The sequence below is a fragment of the Vibrio sp. THAF64 genome (genome assembly GCF_009363455.1).
Taxonomy (GTDB): Bacteria; Pseudomonadota; Gammaproteobacteria; order Enterobacterales; family Vibrionaceae; genus Vibrio; species Vibrio coralliilyticus.
Genome location: NZ_CP045355.1, coordinates 920,527 through 939,484, shown reverse-complemented (window position 1 = coordinate 939,484; position 18,958 = coordinate 920,527). Strand labels below are relative to the sequence as shown.

The window sequence follows — 18,958 nt, the reverse complement described above, 5'->3', positions numbered from 1 at the left end:
TGTGGAAGCCGTTTCTATTCATTAAATCTGAGGTGTTTCTGTCGTCACACCGTGATTCTGACCTCGATGGCGAAGTAAGTGATCCATCACTACAATTGCCAGCATTGCTTCTGCAATAGGCACTGCGCGAATACCAACACATGGGTCATGACGACCTTTGGTGATCAGCTGAGTAGGCTCTCCTTCTCTGGTGATGGTTTCACCCGGAACGGTGATACTAGACGTCGGCTTTAGCGCAATGTTCGCAACAATATCCTGACCAGTCGAGATACCACCTAAAATGCCACCAGCATGGTTACTACCGAAACCGTTTGGAGACAAAGTATCACGGTGCTCGCTGCCCTTTTGGCTAACAACGTCGAATCCATCGCCGATTTCAACACCTTTGACCGCGTTGATGCTCATCAGCGCATGAGCGATATCAGCATCCAGACGGTCAAACACAGGTTCGCCTAAACCAACAGGTACGTTGGTGGCGACAACCTGTAGTTTGGCACCAATCGAGTCGCCTTGCTTTTTAAGATCGCGAATCAGCTGATCTAACGCATCAACTTTGTCGACATCTGGGCAGAAAAACGCGTTATTTTCGATCTCGCCCCAATCCACTTTCTCAATCGACACATCACCCATTTGAGATAGGTAAGCGCGGATTTCGATACCAAACTCTTGCTTCAGGTATTTCTTAGCGATAGCACCCGCAGCTACACGCATAGCGGTTTCACGTGCGGAAGAGCGGCCTCCGCCTCGGTAATCACGCACACCGTATTTCTGGTGGTAGGTATAGTCAGCGTGACCTGGACGGAACTTATCTTTAATTTCCGAATAATCTTTTGAGCGTTGGTCTGTGTTTTCAATCAACAGACCAATCGAAGTACCCGTGGTTTTACCTTCGAATACGCCAGACAGAATCTTCACTTCATCTGGTTCGCGACGTTGAGTGGTATAACGAGAAGTACCCGGACGACGACGGTCCAGATCCGTCTGAATATCTGCTTCAGTTACTTCCAGCCCTGGAGGGCACCCGTCGACTATACATCCTAGTGCGATACCGTGACTTTCTCCGAATGTCGTCACTCGGAAATGCTGTCCGATACTGTTTCCTGCCATTACTTCCTCAAATTTCTTCAGCTCTGTAAACAAAGCTGTACATTACAATTGTTCGTAAATTCATAGTGGCGTTATTGCGATTTGATGTAAAGCCCTAAAGCCGATCTATTTTGCTTTTCTTTACCAATAAAAAACGCCGGACAGGGCTGTCCGGCGTTTTATCAAATCAAGCGAGCTGAATAATACTCAGTCTTTATAGATAGAGAACTCTTCTGCATGTTGCAGCATTTGTTCACGCGTCAGCATGAATACACCATGGCCACCATTTTCAAACTCAAGCCAAGTGAACGGGATATGTGGATATTGCTCCATCATATGAACCATAGAGTTACCCACCTCACAGATAAGAATACCGTTTTCCGTCAGGTAATCTGGCGCATTAGCCAGAATACGACGCACCAGTTTCAGGCCATCCGTACCCGCAGCGAGGCCAAGCTCAGGCTCATGAGTAAACTCATCAGGCAAACTGTTCATGTCTTCTTGATCCACATAAGGTGGGTTAGACACAATCAGGTTGTACTTCTCTTTAGGCAGATCACGGAACAGATCCGAGCGAATAGGGAATACCTGCTGCTCCATACCATGGTCCTGAACATTCTGTTCGGCAACCTGCAGTGCATCTGTCGAAATATCAATGGCATCAACTTCTGCATCCGGAAAAGCATGTGCACAGGCGATCGCGATACAGCCACTCCCGGTACACAGGTCCATGATGCGTGTTGGCTCTTCGATTAGCCAAGGTTGGAACTCTGCCTGAATCAGCTCACCAATTGGAGAACGAGGCACGAGAACACGTTCATCGACAAAAAACTCTAAACCACAGAACCAAGCTCGGTTGGTCAGGTAAGCGGTTGGAGTACGCTCATTAATTCGTTTCACAACGCGCTCAACAATGCGCAGGCGCTCGCTGCTGGTTAAACGAGAGTTTAATACATGCGGAGGCACATCAATTGGCAAGTACAACGTTGGCAGGATCAGCTGAACCGCTTCATCCCATGCGTTATCAGTACCGTGACCATAAAATAGGTTTGCGGCGTTGAAACGACTCACAGTCCAACGAATCATATCCTGAAGCGTGTGTAACTCTGATACCGCTTCTTCTACAAAAATCTTATCCAAAATTGCCTCCGAAAAGCGCTACAATACTGCCAATAGCATTTTATTTATGTATCTATGACCCAATGAGCAAAAAAGACACCGAAATTGATGATGATTTCGCCCTTTTCAGGGATGCAGTACAAGGCGTAAAAAAGTTGCGACAGGATACCATAGTCCAGCAGCCAAAAAAAAATACTAAGCAAAAAGAAATCAAACGTAGCGCGCGTGAAGCCCGCGATACAGAGTTTTATTTTTCTGATGAGTTCGTGCCACTTCTCAACGAAGACGGCCCGACTCGCTATGCCCGCGATGATGTTTCTCAATATGAGGTGAAACGCCTTCGCCGTGGGGTGTACGTCCCGGATGTGTTCTTAGATATGCACGGTATGACACAAAATGAAGCGAAGCGTGAACTCGGCTCGATGATCGCATACTGCATCAAAAATGAAATTTCGTGTGCGTGTGTTCAACACGGCATTGGTAAGCATATTCTCAAGCAGAAAACGCCGCTTTGGTTGGCGCAGCACCCTGATGTGATGGCATTTCACCAAGCACCATTAGAGTTTGGTGGTGACGGCGCTTTGTTGGTTCTGCTGTCGATACCGGAAAAATAGAAACACACTCATAAATAGAAGCCAGCTTCTATTGCCTTAAGTCTGGTGGAATCGGTAACTCTGACGCTTTAAAGTGCGGACGCTGGCCACCACGTTTGCGGTACTGCTTAAGCTGGAACACATAGGCCAGTACTTGCGCCACCGCTGTAAACAGACCATCAGGGATCTCTTGCTCTAATTCCGTAGAGTGATATAACGCTCGAGCAAGCGGAGGGGCTGGAATAACATAAATGTCGTGTTCACGAGCAATTTCTCGTATTTTTAGCGCCATGTGATCGGTACCTTTCGCCACCACAATCGGCGCTTTATCAGTATCCTGTTTATAGCGCAGAGCCACAGAGAAGTGCTCCGGGTTAGTGACAATTACATCGGCTTGTGGGACTTCTGACATCATTCGACGTTGAGCGGCTTCGCGTTGCAACATACGTATCCGCCCTTTAACTTCAGGCTTACCTTCCGTTTCCTTATACTCGTCTTTGACTTCCTGTTTGGTCATCTTCAATTGATTGGCGTGTTGCCAGATCTGGAAAGGAATGTCGATCGCAACGACAATCAACAACGAACAACTGATCAATAGTACAAAGTTAAGCAAGATATCTAACGCGTGGAAAATGTTCTGCGGATAGACATCCATACTCAACTGAAACAGGTCTTCCTGCGCAGCATCAATCAAATAGAAAGCAACACCAGATACTAACGTCACTTTCAGAATCGACTTAAGTAGTTCAACCCAGCTTTGCAGACCTACCATTCGTTTCAGACCGCTGAGTGGGTTCATTTTTGACCACTTGGGCATCGCTGCTTCAACTGAGAAGCTAATACCGCCGATCCCTGCTGCGCCGATTAAAGCGGCAATGAACAAGACAACAAGAATCAACAGCAGCGGGCCAAGCAAACTCCCCATCGAGCCAAGAGCAATATCAAACAACTTTGGCAGATCAAAAATTTCATCACGAGAGAGGTCGAACAGACGCCCCATGACTGTATACAACGCACGAGCAAGTGACTCGCCAAACCACATCAAGGCAATGGCGCCAATAACAAGCACAGATACCGACGCTAGTTCTTTTGACCTTGCAACCTGCCCTTTTTCACGAGCCTGTTGCAAGCGCCTGGGCGTGGCGTCTTCGGTGCGTTCTTGACCGTCTGATTCTGCCAATTCAGCCCCCTAACAATTTAAGCGTATGAAGCTGCACACTTGCTGCTCCCCTTGCAACCAGAATAGCTCATAGTGACTGAAGAGCCCGGCAATAATGTACCAACAGAGTAACAAGCCGACGATCAAAGCAAACGCAAAACCCAGAGAGAAGATGTTCAGCTGTGGTGCTGCACGAGTCATAACGCCGAATGATAAGTTAATCGTCAACAACGCAATAATCCCAGACAAAGACATACTCAGTGCGACTTTAAACATGATCCCTAGCCAAAGGGCTAATTCCCTAAAATCGACGGAGTTCAGTGAACCGCTACCAATAGGTAACGACTTGAAGCTCATCACCACCAGCATGATCATTTTCAAGTGACCATCGGTTGCAAGGAAAAACATCGTAGCAAGGAACATAAAAAGCTGACCTAGCAATGGCGTATTCTGCCCATTGGCAGGATCGACCATGGAAGCAAAACCCAAACTCGCTTGCATACCTAGGATCTGACCGAGAATGACGAAGGTCTGAATCATGAACTGAGTAATGGTGCCCATTGCGACACCAATGATGATCTGCTCTAAGAGGGTCATGAACCCTTGGAAGGAGAGCAACTCTATGGTGTCGGGCACAGCTGGAATAACTGGCATTACAGCAAATGTGATTGCCAAACCAAGGTAGAGTCTGACACGAGTAGAAACAAAACGAGCCCCTGTCACCGACATGACCATCAACATGGCAGCAATTCGGGTATAAGGCCAGAAGTAGTTGGCTATCCAGTCGAGTATCAGGCTCGTTGGGTACTCCACGTGAAACCGCCTTAGTAGAGAACCTGAGGCAGGCGCTCAACAATCGAGAAAAAGTACTCCATCAACATCTGTGTCATCCAATGAGCGAACAACATCAACGCCAGCAAAGTCACCACCAAACGAGGTAAGAAACTCAACGTCTGTTCGTTAATCGATGTGGCGGCCTGAAAAATCGCGACAATCAAACCAATAAGGAGGCTGGGAATGATAATGGCACACACCATCAGAAGCACCATCCACAATGCACCTCTGAATAACTCGACAAATACTTCAGGCGTCATGCTTTCCTCCCGCTATAAGGCGAAGCTGCCGGCTAGGGTCGACAAAATCAGGTTCCAGCCATCAACAAGGACAAACAGCATCAGTTTAAACGGTAGAGAAACGATCATTGGAGAAAGCATCATCATACCCATAGCCATCAAAACCGAAGCAACCACCAAATCAATAATCAAGAATGGCAAGAAGAGCATAAAGCCAATCTGGAAAGCCGTTTTCAATTCAGACGTGATAAATGCTGGGATCAATACGGCCATTGAAACATCTTCAGGAGCAGTTGCATCCGAGCCAGAGATATTGACAAAGGTTTCCAGATCTTTGACTCGTGTTTGCTTGAGCATAAAGTCTTTCATCGGTGCCTGAGCAACATCAAAGGCCTGGCGAGCCGTAATTTGTTCGTTGATATAAGGCTGAATCGCCTTGTCATTGATTTCGTTCAACACAGGCGACATGATGAAGAAGGTCAGGAAAATCGCGATGCCTATGATGACCTGGTTGGAAGGCGTTTGTTGCAAACCCATCGCCTGACGAAGAATCGACATCACCACGACAATACGCGTAAAAGACGTCATCAAAATAACCATGGCAGGCAAGAAGCCCAACATGGTCATTAAGGCTAGAATCTGTAAGTTAACCGAATAGTCTTCACTGCCATCTGGGTTAGTGGTCATAGTGAACGCTGGAATGCCTCCACCGCCACCGGTGAAGCTGCCCGTTGAGATGGTTCTTGCTGCGCCCTGCTCTTTCTCCATGGCAGAGACGGTTACCGATTGCGATGGTGCGGCATTGTCAGGAATAGGCGTTGCGATACTTTCCTCAGCAAACGAAGTTACTGAAAAAAAGCTCAGACATATAGTCAGTATCAGTGAAGCGAATCGACTAGTGTTTATCATTCTTTTTTAATAGCTGAGTCAATTGAGTGGCAAAAGGACTGCCCGCCAATGCAGATTTGTTCAGCTCCTCCTGAGTCAAAGGGGTATCCAATTTGGAAATCAGTTGTATAGACTGTGCTGTCACTCCAACTAAAAACTGCTCTTCACCTGCCTGCACAATCATGATTCGTTCACGGGTGCCGACTGGAATCTGGCGCACGATATTCAGCCCACTTTGGTTAATCATCGCAGGCACACGCATGCGTTTCAGTAACCAAGCCAAAAAGAGAATGAACGCCACAACGAACAAGAGCGACCCAAACGTGGTCGCCCAATCTAATTGATTACTTGTCGCAGTTTCAGCCCAAACAGCAGGAGAGAGAAGTGTCAGGACACACAGTAACGCTCCTTTTAACTGTTGTCTCATAACCTACCTTAGCTTCTTAATTCGCTCAGTCTGGCTTATTACGTCAGTCAGACGGATACCAAACTTGTCGTTGACCACAACCACTTCACCGTGTGCAATCAAGGTACCATTAACCAAAACGTCCAATGACTCACCAGCCAAGCGTTCCAGTTCTACAACTGAACCCTGGTTGAGTTGCAATAAGTTACGGATACTAATTTGTGAACGGCCGACTTCCATAGAAATCGTTACCGGAATGTCCAGAATTGTATCGAGTTTACGGCGTTCGTCTTCTGAAATAGGTGACCCGGTGTCTTGCAACTCATCAAGTTGAGCGGCCATAACCTCATCTACATCTACCTCTGGCGCATCAGGGTCTTCGCCTAATGCCGCAGCCCATTCGTCCGCCAGTTTTTGATCGTCGCTCGGTTCCATACCTGTTACCTATTTACTTTTGTATTAATCTTCAATTTCACCGTCATCTTCTTCTAATTCAGAAATGACGTCTTTACCCAGGAAGGCGATATCGGTTTTCACCACATCTGGGCGCTTGATTTTCTCAGACACCTGAACCGCAAGTTGCTCACCAGAACGTCCCATCTTCACACGGAAAGTAGGCAGCTCTTCAACAAACATAGTAGCGTTTTCAGGCATAGTGATTGGGATAATGTCGCCCGGTTGAAGCTCCATTAAGTCTCTCAGTGAGATGTCTTGCTCCAGCAAGTTAACTCGGAAGTTAACCGGAACATCCATAATTTCTTCGCGAAGCGCTGTACTCCAACGAACGTCCGTTTCCATTTTATCTGACTGGACACCTGCATCCAGAAGCTCACGAATAGGTTCAACCATGGAGTAAGGCATCACCACGTGGAAGTCACCACCACCACCATCGACTTCGATATGGAAAGAGCTGACAACAATCACTTCCGTCGGACTGACAATGTTCGCCATGCTTGGGTTCACTTCAGAATCGAGGTATTCAAACTCGACCCCCATCACTGGCGACCATGCTTCTTTGTAGTCTTCAAAAACGATTTTAAGCAGCAGTTGAACAATTCGACGCTCGGTAGGCGTAAATTCTCGACCTTCGATACGTGCATGGAAACGACCGTCACCGCCGAAAAAGTTTTCCACCAAAATAAACACCAACCGTGCTTCCATGGTGATCAGTGCTGTCCCTTTCAGTGGCCTAAAGCGCACCATGTTCAAACTGGTGGGTACGTACAAAGTGTTTTGGTACTCACCAAATTTCATCATTTGTACGCCATTTATCGACACTTCAGCGGTTTTTCGCAGCATATTGAACAAGCTGATACGCATGTGACGCGCAAAACGCTCATTGATCAACTCCAGTGTCGGCATTCGACCACGAACAATGCGGTCTTGAGAGGAGAAGTCAAAGTCTACCGCACTGGGATCCGCCGCGGCACCACCACTCTCTTCTTCTACCTCATCAACATCGTCGACACCATGGAGTAGCGCATCAATCTCGTCTTGGCTTAATAGATCGGTCACTCTTCACCTACTGTATTACAAAGTCGGTAAACAACACGCGCTCAATCACGGGCTGGCCTACCGCACGAGTCAGGCTCGCTTTAATATCTTCTGTCGCTTTATCACGAAGCTCAACACGGCCATTGACGCTGCGAAGTTGATCAACGGTCGCTGATGCGAATGTGCCAAGTAGCGAGCTTTCAATTAGTGGAGAGTGATAACGTGCAAGGTTTTCATTGTCAGTTCCACGCACCATTAACTGCACTTTTATCTGAACTAAACGATCTTTTTTGTCGCCAGTCACGTTGAACAAAAACGGCTGCGCAATATTGACGTAAGAAACGGGGTCAGTAGAAACAACCACTTCTTGTTGAGTAGTTTCTTCCATCTGTTCTGGTTCGCTTGATCCCATCAGGAAAAACGCAGCACCACCGCCACCAACTAACAAAACGACAACAGCGATGATGATAATTAACAGCTTGCTTTTACCTTTGGGTGCCTCTGCTTCTAATTCTTCGTCTGCCATATCTGATCTTTCTCTATTTTTCTTACTTTTCTACAGTTTAAGCGTAATAACTAATTCCATCACGCTTTGTTGCGACATTCAAATCAAGATTGACGTCTGGTTCAAGGTTTTCTTCACCTAAGAAGGCTTGATTGCCGTCACCTTGACCAGTTTCCGGACCATTTCCAGCCGCATAGCGGTTTTGTTGCTGACCAGAAGATTGCTGTTGCACTGAAGAGTCCCCCAGTTGGACCCCTTGCTGAGCTAACATTTCTCTCAAGCGCGGCATAGATTGTTCGATAACATCCCTCGCTTGCTGGTTGGCGACTGTAAAGTGCACGGTAGCCCCATCTCCAGTCATATTCATACGGATTTGTAGACGCCCCAGCTCCGGTGGGTCAAGGCGAATATCGATATTTTTCAAGTTTTTCGACATCATCATTTGCACACGTTCAGCAACTTGCTCGCCTGCAATCTCACGATTCAATTGCATTGGTGCTTGCGCGGCTGCTTGTTCGGCACGTAACTGATTCTGTACCGTCAAACCTTGTTGTCCTGCTGCTTGAGAAAGCTGTTGTGCAAATCCCGCTTCATGGCCCTGCCCCTGCTTGCCTTCCACTGTAGCTAATTTGCCCAAAGTTCCCGCCGCTTTTGCCCCCATTACCGCTTTTAGCATCGCTTGCTCACTCACAGCTGGATTAGCGACCGCTTGTTGAAGCTGACTTGCCGCTAATTCATTAGGTAATGGCATAGCCGAAGCCTGCTGAGTCGCTTGAAGATTGTTTTGAGCGGCGCTCATCGTTGTAGCTGAAGAGCTATGCAATGCCTGCTGTACAGACTGAGCTAAATGGGCTTGTTGCGCCTTAGGTTTGGCATCCGACTGAATTTGTAATTCCTCTACCCCTGTTTCTGTTGAAGAAACAGCCCATGGAATGGCCACCGCTCCAGCAACAGCTCCTGCTGCGACGGTAGGCTCATCAACACTGTTTGAAGTCGCATCACTAGCTGCTTGCAGAACTTGAGTTGCTTTAGCTTGAACCGGTTTTTCCGCTGTCGCTTTCAAGGGTTGAACCACTTCAGCCCCTTTTGTCGCGGCTAATTGTGCTTGAGCTTCAGCTTTCGCGGCTTCCACGACTTGCTCAATTTCTTTGTCGGTTAAGCCTTGAGCTTTAAGCTCTTGTTTTAGAAGCTCAATCTCAGGGCTGGTCATCTCCGCTTTACTATCGACTAATTGGGTAAGACTAGCAGCAGCCCCCACACTACCTACAACAGCGACATGCTCTGGTTGAATTTTACTTGCTGCTGATGCCAACTCTGGTTCTTGACCGCCATCTTGCTCAATGAATCGCTTGGCGTTTTCAGGAATGACGACAGCTTCTTCACCCACTTGCTGCTTTAGCGATACAGACTCAGAGGCTAGCTTGTTTTGTTCAAGAGGTATAGCGCCGTCTTTAATGGTGTTAGACTTCAGATTGGTTTCTGCCTCAACATCGGATTTAGCCGCACTCTTTAGCGCTTGCTCACCAATTTTCTCTACCTTAAGCGGATTAGCCGATTTTTCACCCTCAGCCACTAATTGAGATTTCTGTGGCAAATCGTTGCCGTCTTTAGGTTGCAGGGCTTTATTAGCTTCATTCAATCGCCCGAGCAATTCTTCATTTTCTGAGATTATCTTCTCTGCGTCTCCATCAGCCTTAACAGAGACCTTACCTTCTGCCGAAGATTCAAGGTCAGTCGCTGCACTTTGCTTTTGCTTGCTATCGTCAGATTTTAACAGCTCATCAGCCACAGCACCGTCTGTATCTGCTGCTACTACTTTTCCAAATTCAGCGCCTTCACCATCATCAATACTAATTTCTTCGTCACCACTAACTTCTTGTTCTAGAAGTGCTTTAGTGCTTTCTTCGCCATCACTCGCTTGCTCAGCTTTTGCAGAGTCTGACTCTGACACTTTTTTCTCGCCAGAGTCTCCCTTGATTAAAGCCGCCAGTTTGGAAAAAAAGCCTTCGGACTGCTGTGTTTCGTCTCCTGCTTCAACTGATGGAGAAGCGGAGCTCGATGTTTTAGGCGTATCGGAAACCGGAGTTAGATTCACATTCATAAATAGATCACTCACGCATAATTGAGAGAACAGTCACGGCCAATCATTCGAATAGCAAATAGCGGCAACACGTTATTTAACGGGAAATTTTGCAAGAAGTGCGCCAATCAGAAAGGAGAAGAGGGTATTAACGTGATATTAGTTCGAAGTACGGCGAGAATATTGAAGGGTAGAGAACTCATCCATCTGTTTTTGCTCACGAATATTCTGTAAGCGTTCTTTTTCCGTCTGCTTTTTCTCAATCAGCCATTCGTAAGAGCGACGTTGTTTGCGACACTCCAGCCAATTTTGCTCACAGCTTTCTACTTGAGATTTGAAATGCTCTTCTGCCTGTTTCTGCTTAGACAGAGTTTCATCTAATGTCGTGAGGAAGCGGTTAAGATGAGAATATTGGCTGGCTGTAAGCCCTTGCTTACCTCGTTCAACCAGCTGATTACAGTAATCCAAACGATAGTTTTCTATCTGCTCTAGTTGCTGATAATAACCATCCAATTCAACTCGCGCTTGACTGAGTGCAAGTACCGCTTGGTTCTCTCGCTCCTGAGCCTGACTTAATAGAAAATCCAGCGCATTATCCATAAATTACGAATCTCCCTGAAGAAGATTACGCAGCATATTGACACACATGTCGTATGGAACCGTTTCTTTCATAGCCTGCTGTAAGTAACCATCCAGTCGAGGCTTTAAAGTAAACGCACTGTCGATTGCCGGGTCAGATCCCGGTTTATAAGCGCCAATTGATACCAAATCCTGATTTTTACGACAAACAGACAGCACCTGACGTACCGCTTTGGACATCAATATCTGCTCTTCAGAGGTAATCTGTGGCATGACACGACTGACCGACTTCTCAACATCAATGGCAGGATAATGGCCTGCATCAGCCATTTCACGCGATAGCACAATATGACCGTCCAGAATTGCTCGCGATGCATCTGCAATTGGGTCTTGAAGATCATCCCCTTCCGTCAACACGGTAAAGAATGCCGTGATAGAACCCTGCTCCTGACCGCCATTCCCCGCTCGCTCTACCAAGGCTGGTAGTTTCGCAAATACCGAAGGTGGATAACCTTTAGTTGCAGGCGGCTCGCCTACAGATAGGGCAATTTCACGCTGAGCCTGCGCAAATCGAGTCAGAGAGTCCATCAGCAGCAGTACATCTAACCCTTGGTCACGAAAATACTCTGCTATCGTCAGTGCGGTCTGACAGCCTTTGAGGCGCATCAGTGGTGAAGAGTCAGCAGGTGCCGCCACAACAACTGATCGTTGACGCCCATCCACTCCAAGGATTTCTTCAATGAACTCTTTTACTTCACGTCCACGCTCACCAATTAGGCCTACAACCACCACTTGAGCGGTCGTTCCTCGAGTCATCATACCCAACGTGACCGACTTACCCACACCTGAACCAGCAAACAGACCAATACGCTGACCTTTACCAACCGTCAAAAGTCCGTTGATGGCTTTGATACCAACATCGAGAGGCTCAGAAATAGGTTTGCGCGCAAGAGGGTTAATAGGATCGGCGTTGAAGGCTGCTCGCTTTTCAGTATACAAAGGGCCAAGACCGTCTAACGGATTACCAACACCATCAATAACGCGACCAAGTAGCTCCATGCCTACAGGCAAACCGGCTTCACTCGTCAAAGGCGTAACTTTAGCGCCAGGTAAGACACCCGTGATTTGCTCACTGGGCATCAAGTAGAGGTTATCACCAGAGAAACCAACCACCTCTGCTTCCATCTCACCATGCATGGTTTCAACTTTGCAGAGACTGCCGATAGGAGCGCGGCATCCGGTGGCTTCAAGAGTTAATCCAACAACTCTAACCAACTTCCCTGAAGCAACAGGGCGACAAGTTAACCCTTGAGTTTGGTACTGAGATAGGCGTTCAGCCAGTGCTAACATTACTCACCACCTTGGTGGCGATTTACCCCACAAAAGCTTTGCAGCACATTACGTATTCTGTCTTCAAGGCGATAGTTAACACTCGATTCACCCGCTTCGATCTGCACATCTCCGCGATTCAGTGCAGGCTCTGACATCAGTGTCCAGTTACGAAATTCCAATTCCTCTTCGCCATAAGCAGTGCGAATGATTTCAACATCTTCTGGATGAAGTTTGAGCGTAATGGAATGGCCTGATACTGGCAGAGATTCAACGGATTGTTTGATGGTATCCAAAACAACCTGAGGGTTGGTCTGAACTTCAACATGGACGACTTCTTTAACCAAAGTCAGCACCATATCGACTAGTTGCTTTTCAACCTGAGCGTTCATCAACTCAAGAGGTTGGGCAAACTGATTCGCCAGTCCAACAAATGTCTGGACTTGCTGCTGAATAAATTCTTGCCCTGCTTCGATGCCTTCTACTTTACCTGCTTCCAGCCCTTCTTGATGACCTTCTTGTTGGCCTTGCTCTTTGCCTTTATCGTAGCCTTGTTTAAAACCAGCTTCTTGACCTTGATGCAGACCATCCTGATAAGCCTGCTGCTTGATGAGCTCGATTTCTTCTTCAGTCAGTTCTTTGGGGGCTTCTTCTTCAGGCTCAGACAAGGTCGGCATCCAGCCTGGGTCGTAATTCATCGCCGTTTCTTTTGCGTGCTTGTGAGTGTCAGACGTATAGTCCGGCATCCCCCAACGCTCAGGCTTCTGAATTTGTTCATCATTATCTAAGCGCAAAAAACCACGCTTTCTTTCCCCAGACATAGAAACCTTAACCCTTTACTTTACAAGAATTCGTCGGCACCGCCGCCCAGCATAATCTCACCAGAATCAGCCATACGACGAGCCACTGCCAATACTTCTTTCTGTGCGGCTTCAACATCCGACACTTTGATTGGCGGCATTGCTTCAAGGTCATCACGCATCATCTCAGCGGCACGCTTAGACATGTTCTTGAAGATCTTCTCACGAAGAGCATCGTCGGCACCTTTAAGTGCACGCTGCAATGCATCCTGTGGGACATCACGCAGCAACTTCTGAATACCTTGGTCGTCGACTTCGATAAGATTTTCGAAGACAAACATAAGATCCTGAATCTGAGTTGCCATGTCTTCGTCCTGATCGCGAATCTGCTCCATCAGGATACCTTCGACATTGTTGTCCATGTAGTTCATGATTTCTGCTGCTGCCTTCAGGCCGCCAATTTTGGCTGCTTGCGCACCAGCTTGACCTGCGAACTGTTTCTCCATGATTTCATTCAACTCAGCCAGTGCCGATGGTTGTACTTCTTCTAAGTTCGCAATTCGCATCATCAAATCGAGACGGTCACGTTCGGCAAACTGAGATAAGATTTCTGCAGATTGATCCGGTTCGAGGTAGGACAAAACAATGGTTTGAATCTGAGGGTGCTCGTTGATAATAATGCTGGCAACCTGACGAGGATCCATCCACTTGAGTGAATCGAGACCTTTCGAACCAGTACCCAACAAAATTTGATCAACAAGATTGTTAGCTTTATCTTCACCAAGGGCCGCAACCAGTGCATTACGCATAAAGTCTTCACTGCCCATACCGATATTGGTGTATTTCTGAATGTCTTCCAGAAAAGCACGGTGTACTGCACCGACTTTTTCCTGGCTTAGGTCAGCAGCACGTGCCATTGCACTACCAACGCGTTGTACTTGTTTCGGCTCTAAGTGACGAATGATTCCCGCAGCGTCTTCTTCATTCAGACTGAGTAGAAGGATCGCCGCGCGTTCTTCGCCCGGTATCGTTTCGATATCCACGGTGTTCTCGACAACTTCACCACCGCCTTCTCCCTGAGGTACGACTTCGTTAGGCATCTTCCATCCAGTTCTTCACTACTTGTGCCGCTAGCTCAGGCTCGTTAGCAACAAGCGCTCGAACTGCTTTCAGCACATCTTCATCCTTATGGAGGTTAGGCAAGTCAATGCTTGAGCCAAACTCAAACAGCTCACCGCCATCCATATCTCCACCAATCAGGCTAGTTTCACCATCAGCACCAATTGGCAACCCATCTGGTCCGTATAGTTGATCATCATCGTCATCCGAAGCTGGGTTGAGCAGTTTCTTCATCGCTGGGCGAACCAGAACCAATACGACAACGATAATAACCAATGCACTGGCAAACCAACGAACCCAATCGTTGAAATTCGGATGCTCCCAAATCGGGACATCAGTAAGCACTTCAACTTCTGGTTCAGCAAACTGCATACTCAGTACATTCAATAAATCACCGCGGCTTTCACTGAAACCAACGGCACCAATCAATACCTGACGGATCGACTGCAACTCTGCATCCGACAATGGTTGATAAGTCGTTTCACCAGTATCCGGATTGACCGACGCACGATTCTTGATCGCGACCGCCACTGTTTGACGGTTGACTATTCCGGACTGGCGACGTTCATGACTGATGGTGGTATCCAGTTCGAAGTTACGCGTCGCTTCTTTATGCACTGAACCCTGCCCCATCAAAGAACCATCTTTCATCTGTGCCACATCCTGAGGGATAGAAGCGTCAGCAGGAGGCTGGTTACTCAGCGCACCCGGTACACCAGCAACGACATTACCATTATTATAGTCTTCCAAAGTGTATTCACTTCGTGTCGATGGGGTATTAGGGTCAAAGCTTTTACGGGTTTGCTCTATCGCGCTGAAATCGAGTTGAATATCAACCTGAGCGGTATAGTTACCAAAGCCAAGAATAGGGATGAGTACGGAGTCAATTTTGTCTCGCAGGGCTTGTTCCTGCTTACGCTCTAACTCATGCTCTTTACGACGCGCGGCTGACGCTGCGTCTTGCGAGCCTGAGCTAAGTAGCCGACCGTGTTGGTCTGTCACGGTAATTCGGGTCGGTTTCATCCCCGGAACAGCACTAGCAACCATGTCAACGACAGAGTCAACTTCTTCTTGCTTAAGTGACGTACCGGTACGGAGAGTAAGGAAAACAGAAGCAGACGCTTCTTGATTATGACGGACAAAGACACTTTGCTTCGGTAATGCGAGCAGCACGCGAGCTTTGCGCACTTGTTTCATCTCTTCGATAGCTTTGGCCAACTGGCGCTCGCGGCTCAGTTTGAGGCGCTCTTGCTCTAAACGCTGAGATACTCCAAAACCCATATCTTGCATTAAGATTTCATCACCGGCTTGTCTTTCATTATTTAAGCCAGCACGAACCATATTCAGTTTGAGCGAGTTGTAGTCACTGGCGGGAACAGAAATGGTGTTACCATCCAGTTTATATTCGACTTTTTCTTGATCGAGATAATCTAAGACAGGAATAAGCTCTTCGGTGTCATAGGCCCCAAGAGGTCGCATTTCAGGTTCACGTACCCAGAAGAACAACATCACAATCAGTGCGACACAAATCGAAATGGAGAGAACGAGGACGACCTGACGTAGGAGATCTAAATCACCGACTGCCATGTCAAATTTGGACGTGCTTTGTTCATCCAAGTCCGGATTTTGAACATCAGTATCCATATCTGATGTTGCTACCATTGCGGTGTCAGGACCACCATCCGAAACCGCAAGATCCGTTGATTGATTTTGTTCTGCCACAGACTGTACCTATCACTTAAACTGGCATGTTCATCAATTCTTTGTACGCTTCGACGAGCTTGTTACGTACTTGAATCGTTGCCTCAAATGCAACACTCGACTTGTTTCGGGCAATCATAACATCAGACAACGACACATTTTCATCACCACGATCAAATCGCATTTGCAAGTTACTAGAGGTTTTTGACAGCCCATTAACGTTGTTGATGGCATTGTTGAGCAAATCGCCAAAATCAGCACCGACTGTATGACCAGTCGCGGCAGGTTTTGTGTTCGTTGCTTCGAACATCATTGCTTGCATTTCGCCTTGAAAACCATCAATTTTCATTGAATACCTCGGACGTCAACTCTTTGACTACAATTCTTGTTGTAAATATGACGTTGCAATCTACATGCCATATCAATTTTAGCGTCGAAAATAGCACGTTAGTTTGGAATATCAATCCCCGCATCACGCATTTTTGCTAACTTGTAGCGCAATGTACGTGGGCTAATGCCTAATTTTTCAGCCATCTCCTTACGACGACCGTTACACTCGGTTAAAGTCTCAAGAATAATGGCGTATTCCTGTTCACGAAGTTCACCACCTAAACCAGCACTGGTCGCGAATGCGTTATCTGGTTCCGCAATTGGTTTAATGTTAGGAGCTGTGATTTCTCCGGTTTCAACGACCTGTTGCAAACTGCCCGCATCCTGCCAATCTAATCCTTCCAGCAAAATATGGTCACTCGACACATTGCCGTTCTCACTGAGGATTAATGCACGTTGCACAACGTTGTCTAACTCACGAACATTCCCCGGCCATGAATAAGCCAGCAACTTATTCATTGCACTGGCAGATAATGTCGGTACAGGTAGGCCTAGCTTTTTACAGTGACGTTCAATCAAATGGTTGGCTAGAGGCTCTATATCACCTTTACGGTCACAAAGTGCTGGCCACGCTAGCGGGAAAACGTTCAAGCGGTAGTACAAATCTTCACGGAAGTTACCTTCCTGAACATAGAGCTTTAAGTCACGGTTACTGGTAGCTAATACACGAACATCCAACTTGATGCTCTTTCGACTACCCAATCGCTCGACTTCACGCTCTTGCAGAACACGAAGCAACTTAGCTTGAAGGTTCAGGTCCATCTCACTGATTTCATCGAGAAGAATTGTCCCGCCCTGAGCCTGCTCAAATTTACCTGGACATGCTTGAACCGCACCGGTAAAGGCGCCTTTTTCGTAGCCAAACAATGTCGCTTCCAGCATGTTGTCAGGAATCGCGGCACAGTTAATCGCAACAAAAGGCCCATCTTTGCGGTTCGAAGCATTATGGATGTAACGAGACATTACCTCTTTACCCGAACCACTTGGGCCAAGCACCATAACGCTAGCGTCGGTTTTTGCCACTTTATCGGCCATAGCAAGCAACTTGAGGCTCTTCTCGTCCGCCACCACAGCGTCACCGTTATCATCGGATTTAACCGGAGCGTAACGACTGACCATATTCAATAAGACTTCAGGCGCAAACGGCTTAGCCATGTAATCGATCGCACCATCTTTCATAGCAGAGACAGCATCTTCAATATTGGCGTAAGCCGTCATTAACAATACTGGTAGATTGGGCCAATGTTGTTTGATGTTGCGCAGTAAAGCGAGGCCACCCATACCTGCCATCTGTACATCAGAAACAACGATATCGACTGAATGAGCTTTGAGTTTGATTAACGCATCTTCCGCGCTGTCCGCTTCCAACCACTCATATCCGGCTAGCGCCAAGGTATCGACTAAGGCTTCGCGTAGACCTTCATCATCTTCTACGATTAGTACTTTGCTTTGTGCCATTATCCTTCTCCAGTCATTACATCGTGGTTAGCTTGCGGAGCACGATCAAGAGGAATGCAGATGGTGAAACAAGCACCATCACCTTCCTCGGAAATCAATTCTAACCTTCCATCATGAGCACGACATACCATCTGGACAACAGCTAATCCAAGTCCTGTTCCCTGTGATCGTGTCGTAAAGAAAGGTTCCATAATTTGGTTTTGTAGTTCTTTTGGAACGCCCGGCCCGCTGTCTTGAACGGAAATCTTCAGCTCATTGTTTACCGGGCGGAAAAAGACATCGACTTGTGATTGTTTACCGGCAATTTGAATTGCGTTCATCACCAAGTTGCTCAGTGCTGATGCCACCGCGTTCGCATTGCCTAACAGTTGCGTTTCTTCCTGCTCAACTTCAAGGTGATAATCAATCTGATTATTTTTCAGTGCGGCTTCCACCATAGGAGAAAACTCACTCACCAATTCAGCAATCGTAAACGGCTTCACCACCTTATTGTCGCCCCCTTTAGCGAACAACAACATATCATTGACTTGCTTTTCCAAGTCATGCAGGCGATCCATCAATTTATTCTGAAATCGATCTTTCGTTGCTGGCGGTAGGTTCGGAGCCGCCAGATTGGACGCATAGAGCATCGCACTGGATAGAGGCGTTCGGACTTGATGCGCCAACGACGCCACCATACGACCCAACGAGGACAAACGCTGTAGATCACTGATGCGAGATTGCAGCAAACGCGTCTCTGTCAGGTCGGTAATCAAAATCAGCTGACCTGTTGTGGATGCTGAAATCGCCAAGCGCACTTTGCGGCCGTTGCGAAGAGAGATTTCATGACCGTCATCTTCGCGCGGAGCAAATGCTTGCTGAATCACTTCAAACCATTTCTGCCCAATAAGCGGCATCTCTAACAAACGCTGCGCTTCTGGGTTCGCTTCATGAACAACACCCTGAGTATCGAGAAGAATCACGCCTGCTGGCATAACGTCCAATACCTGCTTGTATCGTTCAACTTGTTCTTCGAGTGTTCCGAGTGGTTGCTGATTCATGATCGCCTGAGCTGATTGCATGTCGTATTTCTGCCTTAAAAACTACAATAGCCTGAAATGCAAGAAGCACGCCAGGCTATTTTTTATATTTTTCAAGAACTTAATGTAAAGTCGATATTTTGACAGCGTCGAAAATACC

Annotated in this window: 20 protein-coding genes; 1 reads left to right on the top strand and 19 read right to left on the bottom strand. The window is 47.2% G+C overall.

All coding sequences use genetic code 11. The features are described 5' to 3' along the window. Nucleotides 1-21: 21 nt before the first annotated feature. Together aroC and prmB are read right to left on the bottom strand one after the other, a co-directional pair. A complete protein-coding gene (aroC, locus tag FIU99_RS04330) occupies nt 22-1,107 on the bottom strand; it encodes a chorismate synthase (RefSeq protein WP_006959479.1) in 1,086 nt (361 codons plus the stop codon). A gap of 186 nt (nt 1,108-1,293) precedes the next feature. Then, complete coding sequence (prmB, locus tag FIU99_RS04325; protein ID WP_006959482.1) at nt 1,294-2,226, bottom strand: 50S ribosomal protein L3 N(5)-glutamine methyltransferase; 933 nt, start codon at nt 2,224-2,226, stop codon at nt 1,294-1,296. 62 nt (nt 2,227-2,288) lie between these two features. Here prmB and smrB point away from each other — a divergent pair, with 62 nt between their 5' ends. Further along, nucleotides 2,289-2,819 carry an endonuclease SmrB gene (gene smrB, locus FIU99_RS04320; RefSeq protein ID WP_006959484.1) on the top strand — a complete coding sequence of 177 codons (531 nt, stop codon included), beginning with the start codon at nt 2,289-2,291 and terminating at the stop codon, nt 2,817-2,819. Nucleotides 2,820-2,847: 28 nt separating this feature from the next. Here smrB and flhB read toward each other — a convergent pair whose 3' ends face one another. The 17 genes from flhB to FIU99_RS04235 all read right to left on the bottom strand — a co-directional run bounded on the left by flhB (nt 2,848) and on the right by FIU99_RS04235 (nt 18,840). Further along, entirely contained in the window at nt 2,848-3,978 is a 1,131-nt protein-coding gene (flhB, locus tag FIU99_RS04315; protein ID WP_006959486.1) for a flagellar biosynthesis protein FlhB, read from the bottom strand. 9 nt (nt 3,979-3,987) lie between these two features. Then, a complete protein-coding gene (gene fliR / locus FIU99_RS04310) occupies nt 3,988-4,770 on the bottom strand; it encodes a flagellar biosynthetic protein FliR (protein ID WP_006959488.1) in 783 nt (260 codons plus the stop codon). Between the two features lie 11 nt (nt 4,771-4,781). After that, nucleotides 4,782-5,051, bottom strand: coding sequence for a flagellar biosynthesis protein FliQ (gene fliQ / locus FIU99_RS04305; RefSeq protein ID WP_006959490.1), 270 nt, complete (start codon nt 5,049-5,051; stop codon nt 4,782-4,784). 12 nt (nt 5,052-5,063) lie between these two features. Further along, nucleotides 5,064-5,939, bottom strand: coding sequence for a flagellar type III secretion system pore protein FliP (gene fliP / locus FIU99_RS04300; RefSeq protein WP_039951701.1), 876 nt, complete (start codon nt 5,937-5,939; stop codon nt 5,064-5,066). Then, on the bottom strand, nt 5,926-6,345 hold the full coding sequence (fliO, locus tag FIU99_RS04295; protein ID WP_006959496.1) for a flagellar biosynthetic protein FliO: 420 nt from the start codon (nt 6,343-6,345) through the stop codon (nt 5,926-5,928). The genes fliP and fliO overlap by 14 nt, the downstream gene beginning before the upstream one ends. A 3-nt stretch (nt 6,346-6,348) precedes the next feature. After that, nucleotides 6,349-6,759 carry a flagellar motor switch protein FliN gene (gene fliN / locus FIU99_RS04290; protein ID WP_006959499.1) on the bottom strand — a complete coding sequence of 137 codons (411 nt, stop codon included), beginning with the start codon at nt 6,757-6,759 and terminating at the stop codon, nt 6,349-6,351. Nucleotides 6,760-6,783: 24 nt separating this feature from the next. Then, the gene (gene fliM, locus FIU99_RS04285; protein WP_006959501.1) at nt 6,784-7,839 is read right to left on the bottom strand and encodes a flagellar motor switch protein FliM; all 1,056 of its coding nucleotides are present in this window, start codon (nt 7,837-7,839) and stop codon (nt 6,784-6,786) included. A gap of 7 nt (nt 7,840-7,846) precedes the next feature. Continuing rightward, nucleotides 7,847-8,344 (bottom strand): flagellar basal body-associated protein FliL, encoded by a 498-nt coding sequence (fliL, locus tag FIU99_RS04280; protein WP_006959503.1) that lies wholly within the window; start codon nt 8,342-8,344, stop codon nt 7,847-7,849. Nucleotides 8,345-8,381: 37 nt separating this feature from the next. Beyond that, nucleotides 8,382-10,424 (bottom strand): flagellar hook-length control protein FliK, encoded by a 2,043-nt coding sequence (locus FIU99_RS04275; RefSeq protein WP_006959505.1) that lies wholly within the window; start codon nt 10,422-10,424, stop codon nt 8,382-8,384. A 138-nt stretch (nt 10,425-10,562) separates the two neighbouring features. Continuing rightward, nucleotides 10,563-11,003, bottom strand: coding sequence for a flagellar export protein FliJ (fliJ, locus tag FIU99_RS04270; RefSeq protein ID WP_006959507.1), 441 nt, complete (start codon nt 11,001-11,003; stop codon nt 10,563-10,565). A 3-nt stretch (nt 11,004-11,006) separates the two neighbouring features. Next, nucleotides 11,007-12,332, bottom strand: a complete 1,326-nt coding sequence (gene fliI / locus FIU99_RS04265; RefSeq protein ID WP_006959509.1) for a flagellar protein export ATPase FliI — start codon at nt 12,330-12,332, stop codon at nt 11,007-11,009. Further along, nucleotides 12,332-13,132: a flagellar assembly protein FliH gene (fliH, locus tag FIU99_RS04260; protein WP_006959511.1), complete on the bottom strand. Its 801-nt coding sequence runs from the start codon at nt 13,130-13,132 to the stop codon at nt 12,332-12,334. The genes fliI and fliH overlap by 1 nt, the downstream gene beginning before the upstream one ends. 20 nt (nt 13,133-13,152) lie before the next feature. Then, nucleotides 13,153-14,211: a flagellar motor switch protein FliG gene (gene fliG / locus FIU99_RS04255; RefSeq protein WP_006959513.1), complete on the bottom strand. Its 1,059-nt coding sequence runs from the start codon at nt 14,209-14,211 to the stop codon at nt 13,153-13,155. Further along, entirely contained in the window at nt 14,204-15,952 is a 1,749-nt protein-coding gene (gene fliF / locus FIU99_RS04250; RefSeq protein WP_006959515.1) for a flagellar basal-body MS-ring/collar protein FliF, read from the bottom strand. The genes fliG and fliF overlap by 8 nt, the downstream gene beginning before the upstream one ends. A 16-nt stretch (nt 15,953-15,968) precedes the next feature. Continuing rightward, entirely contained in the window at nt 15,969-16,280 is a 312-nt protein-coding gene (fliE, locus tag FIU99_RS04245) for a flagellar hook-basal body complex protein FliE (RefSeq protein WP_006959517.1), read from the bottom strand. Between the two features lie 98 nt (nt 16,281-16,378). Then, nucleotides 16,379-17,779, bottom strand: coding sequence for a sigma-54 dependent transcriptional regulator (locus FIU99_RS04240; RefSeq protein ID WP_006959519.1), 1,401 nt, complete (start codon nt 17,777-17,779; stop codon nt 16,379-16,381). Further along, nucleotides 17,779-18,840, bottom strand: coding sequence for a PAS domain-containing sensor histidine kinase (locus FIU99_RS04235; protein WP_006959520.1), 1,062 nt, complete (start codon nt 18,838-18,840; stop codon nt 17,779-17,781). The genes FIU99_RS04240 and FIU99_RS04235 overlap by 1 nt, the downstream gene beginning before the upstream one ends. Nucleotides 18,841-18,958 lie beyond the last annotated feature (118 nt).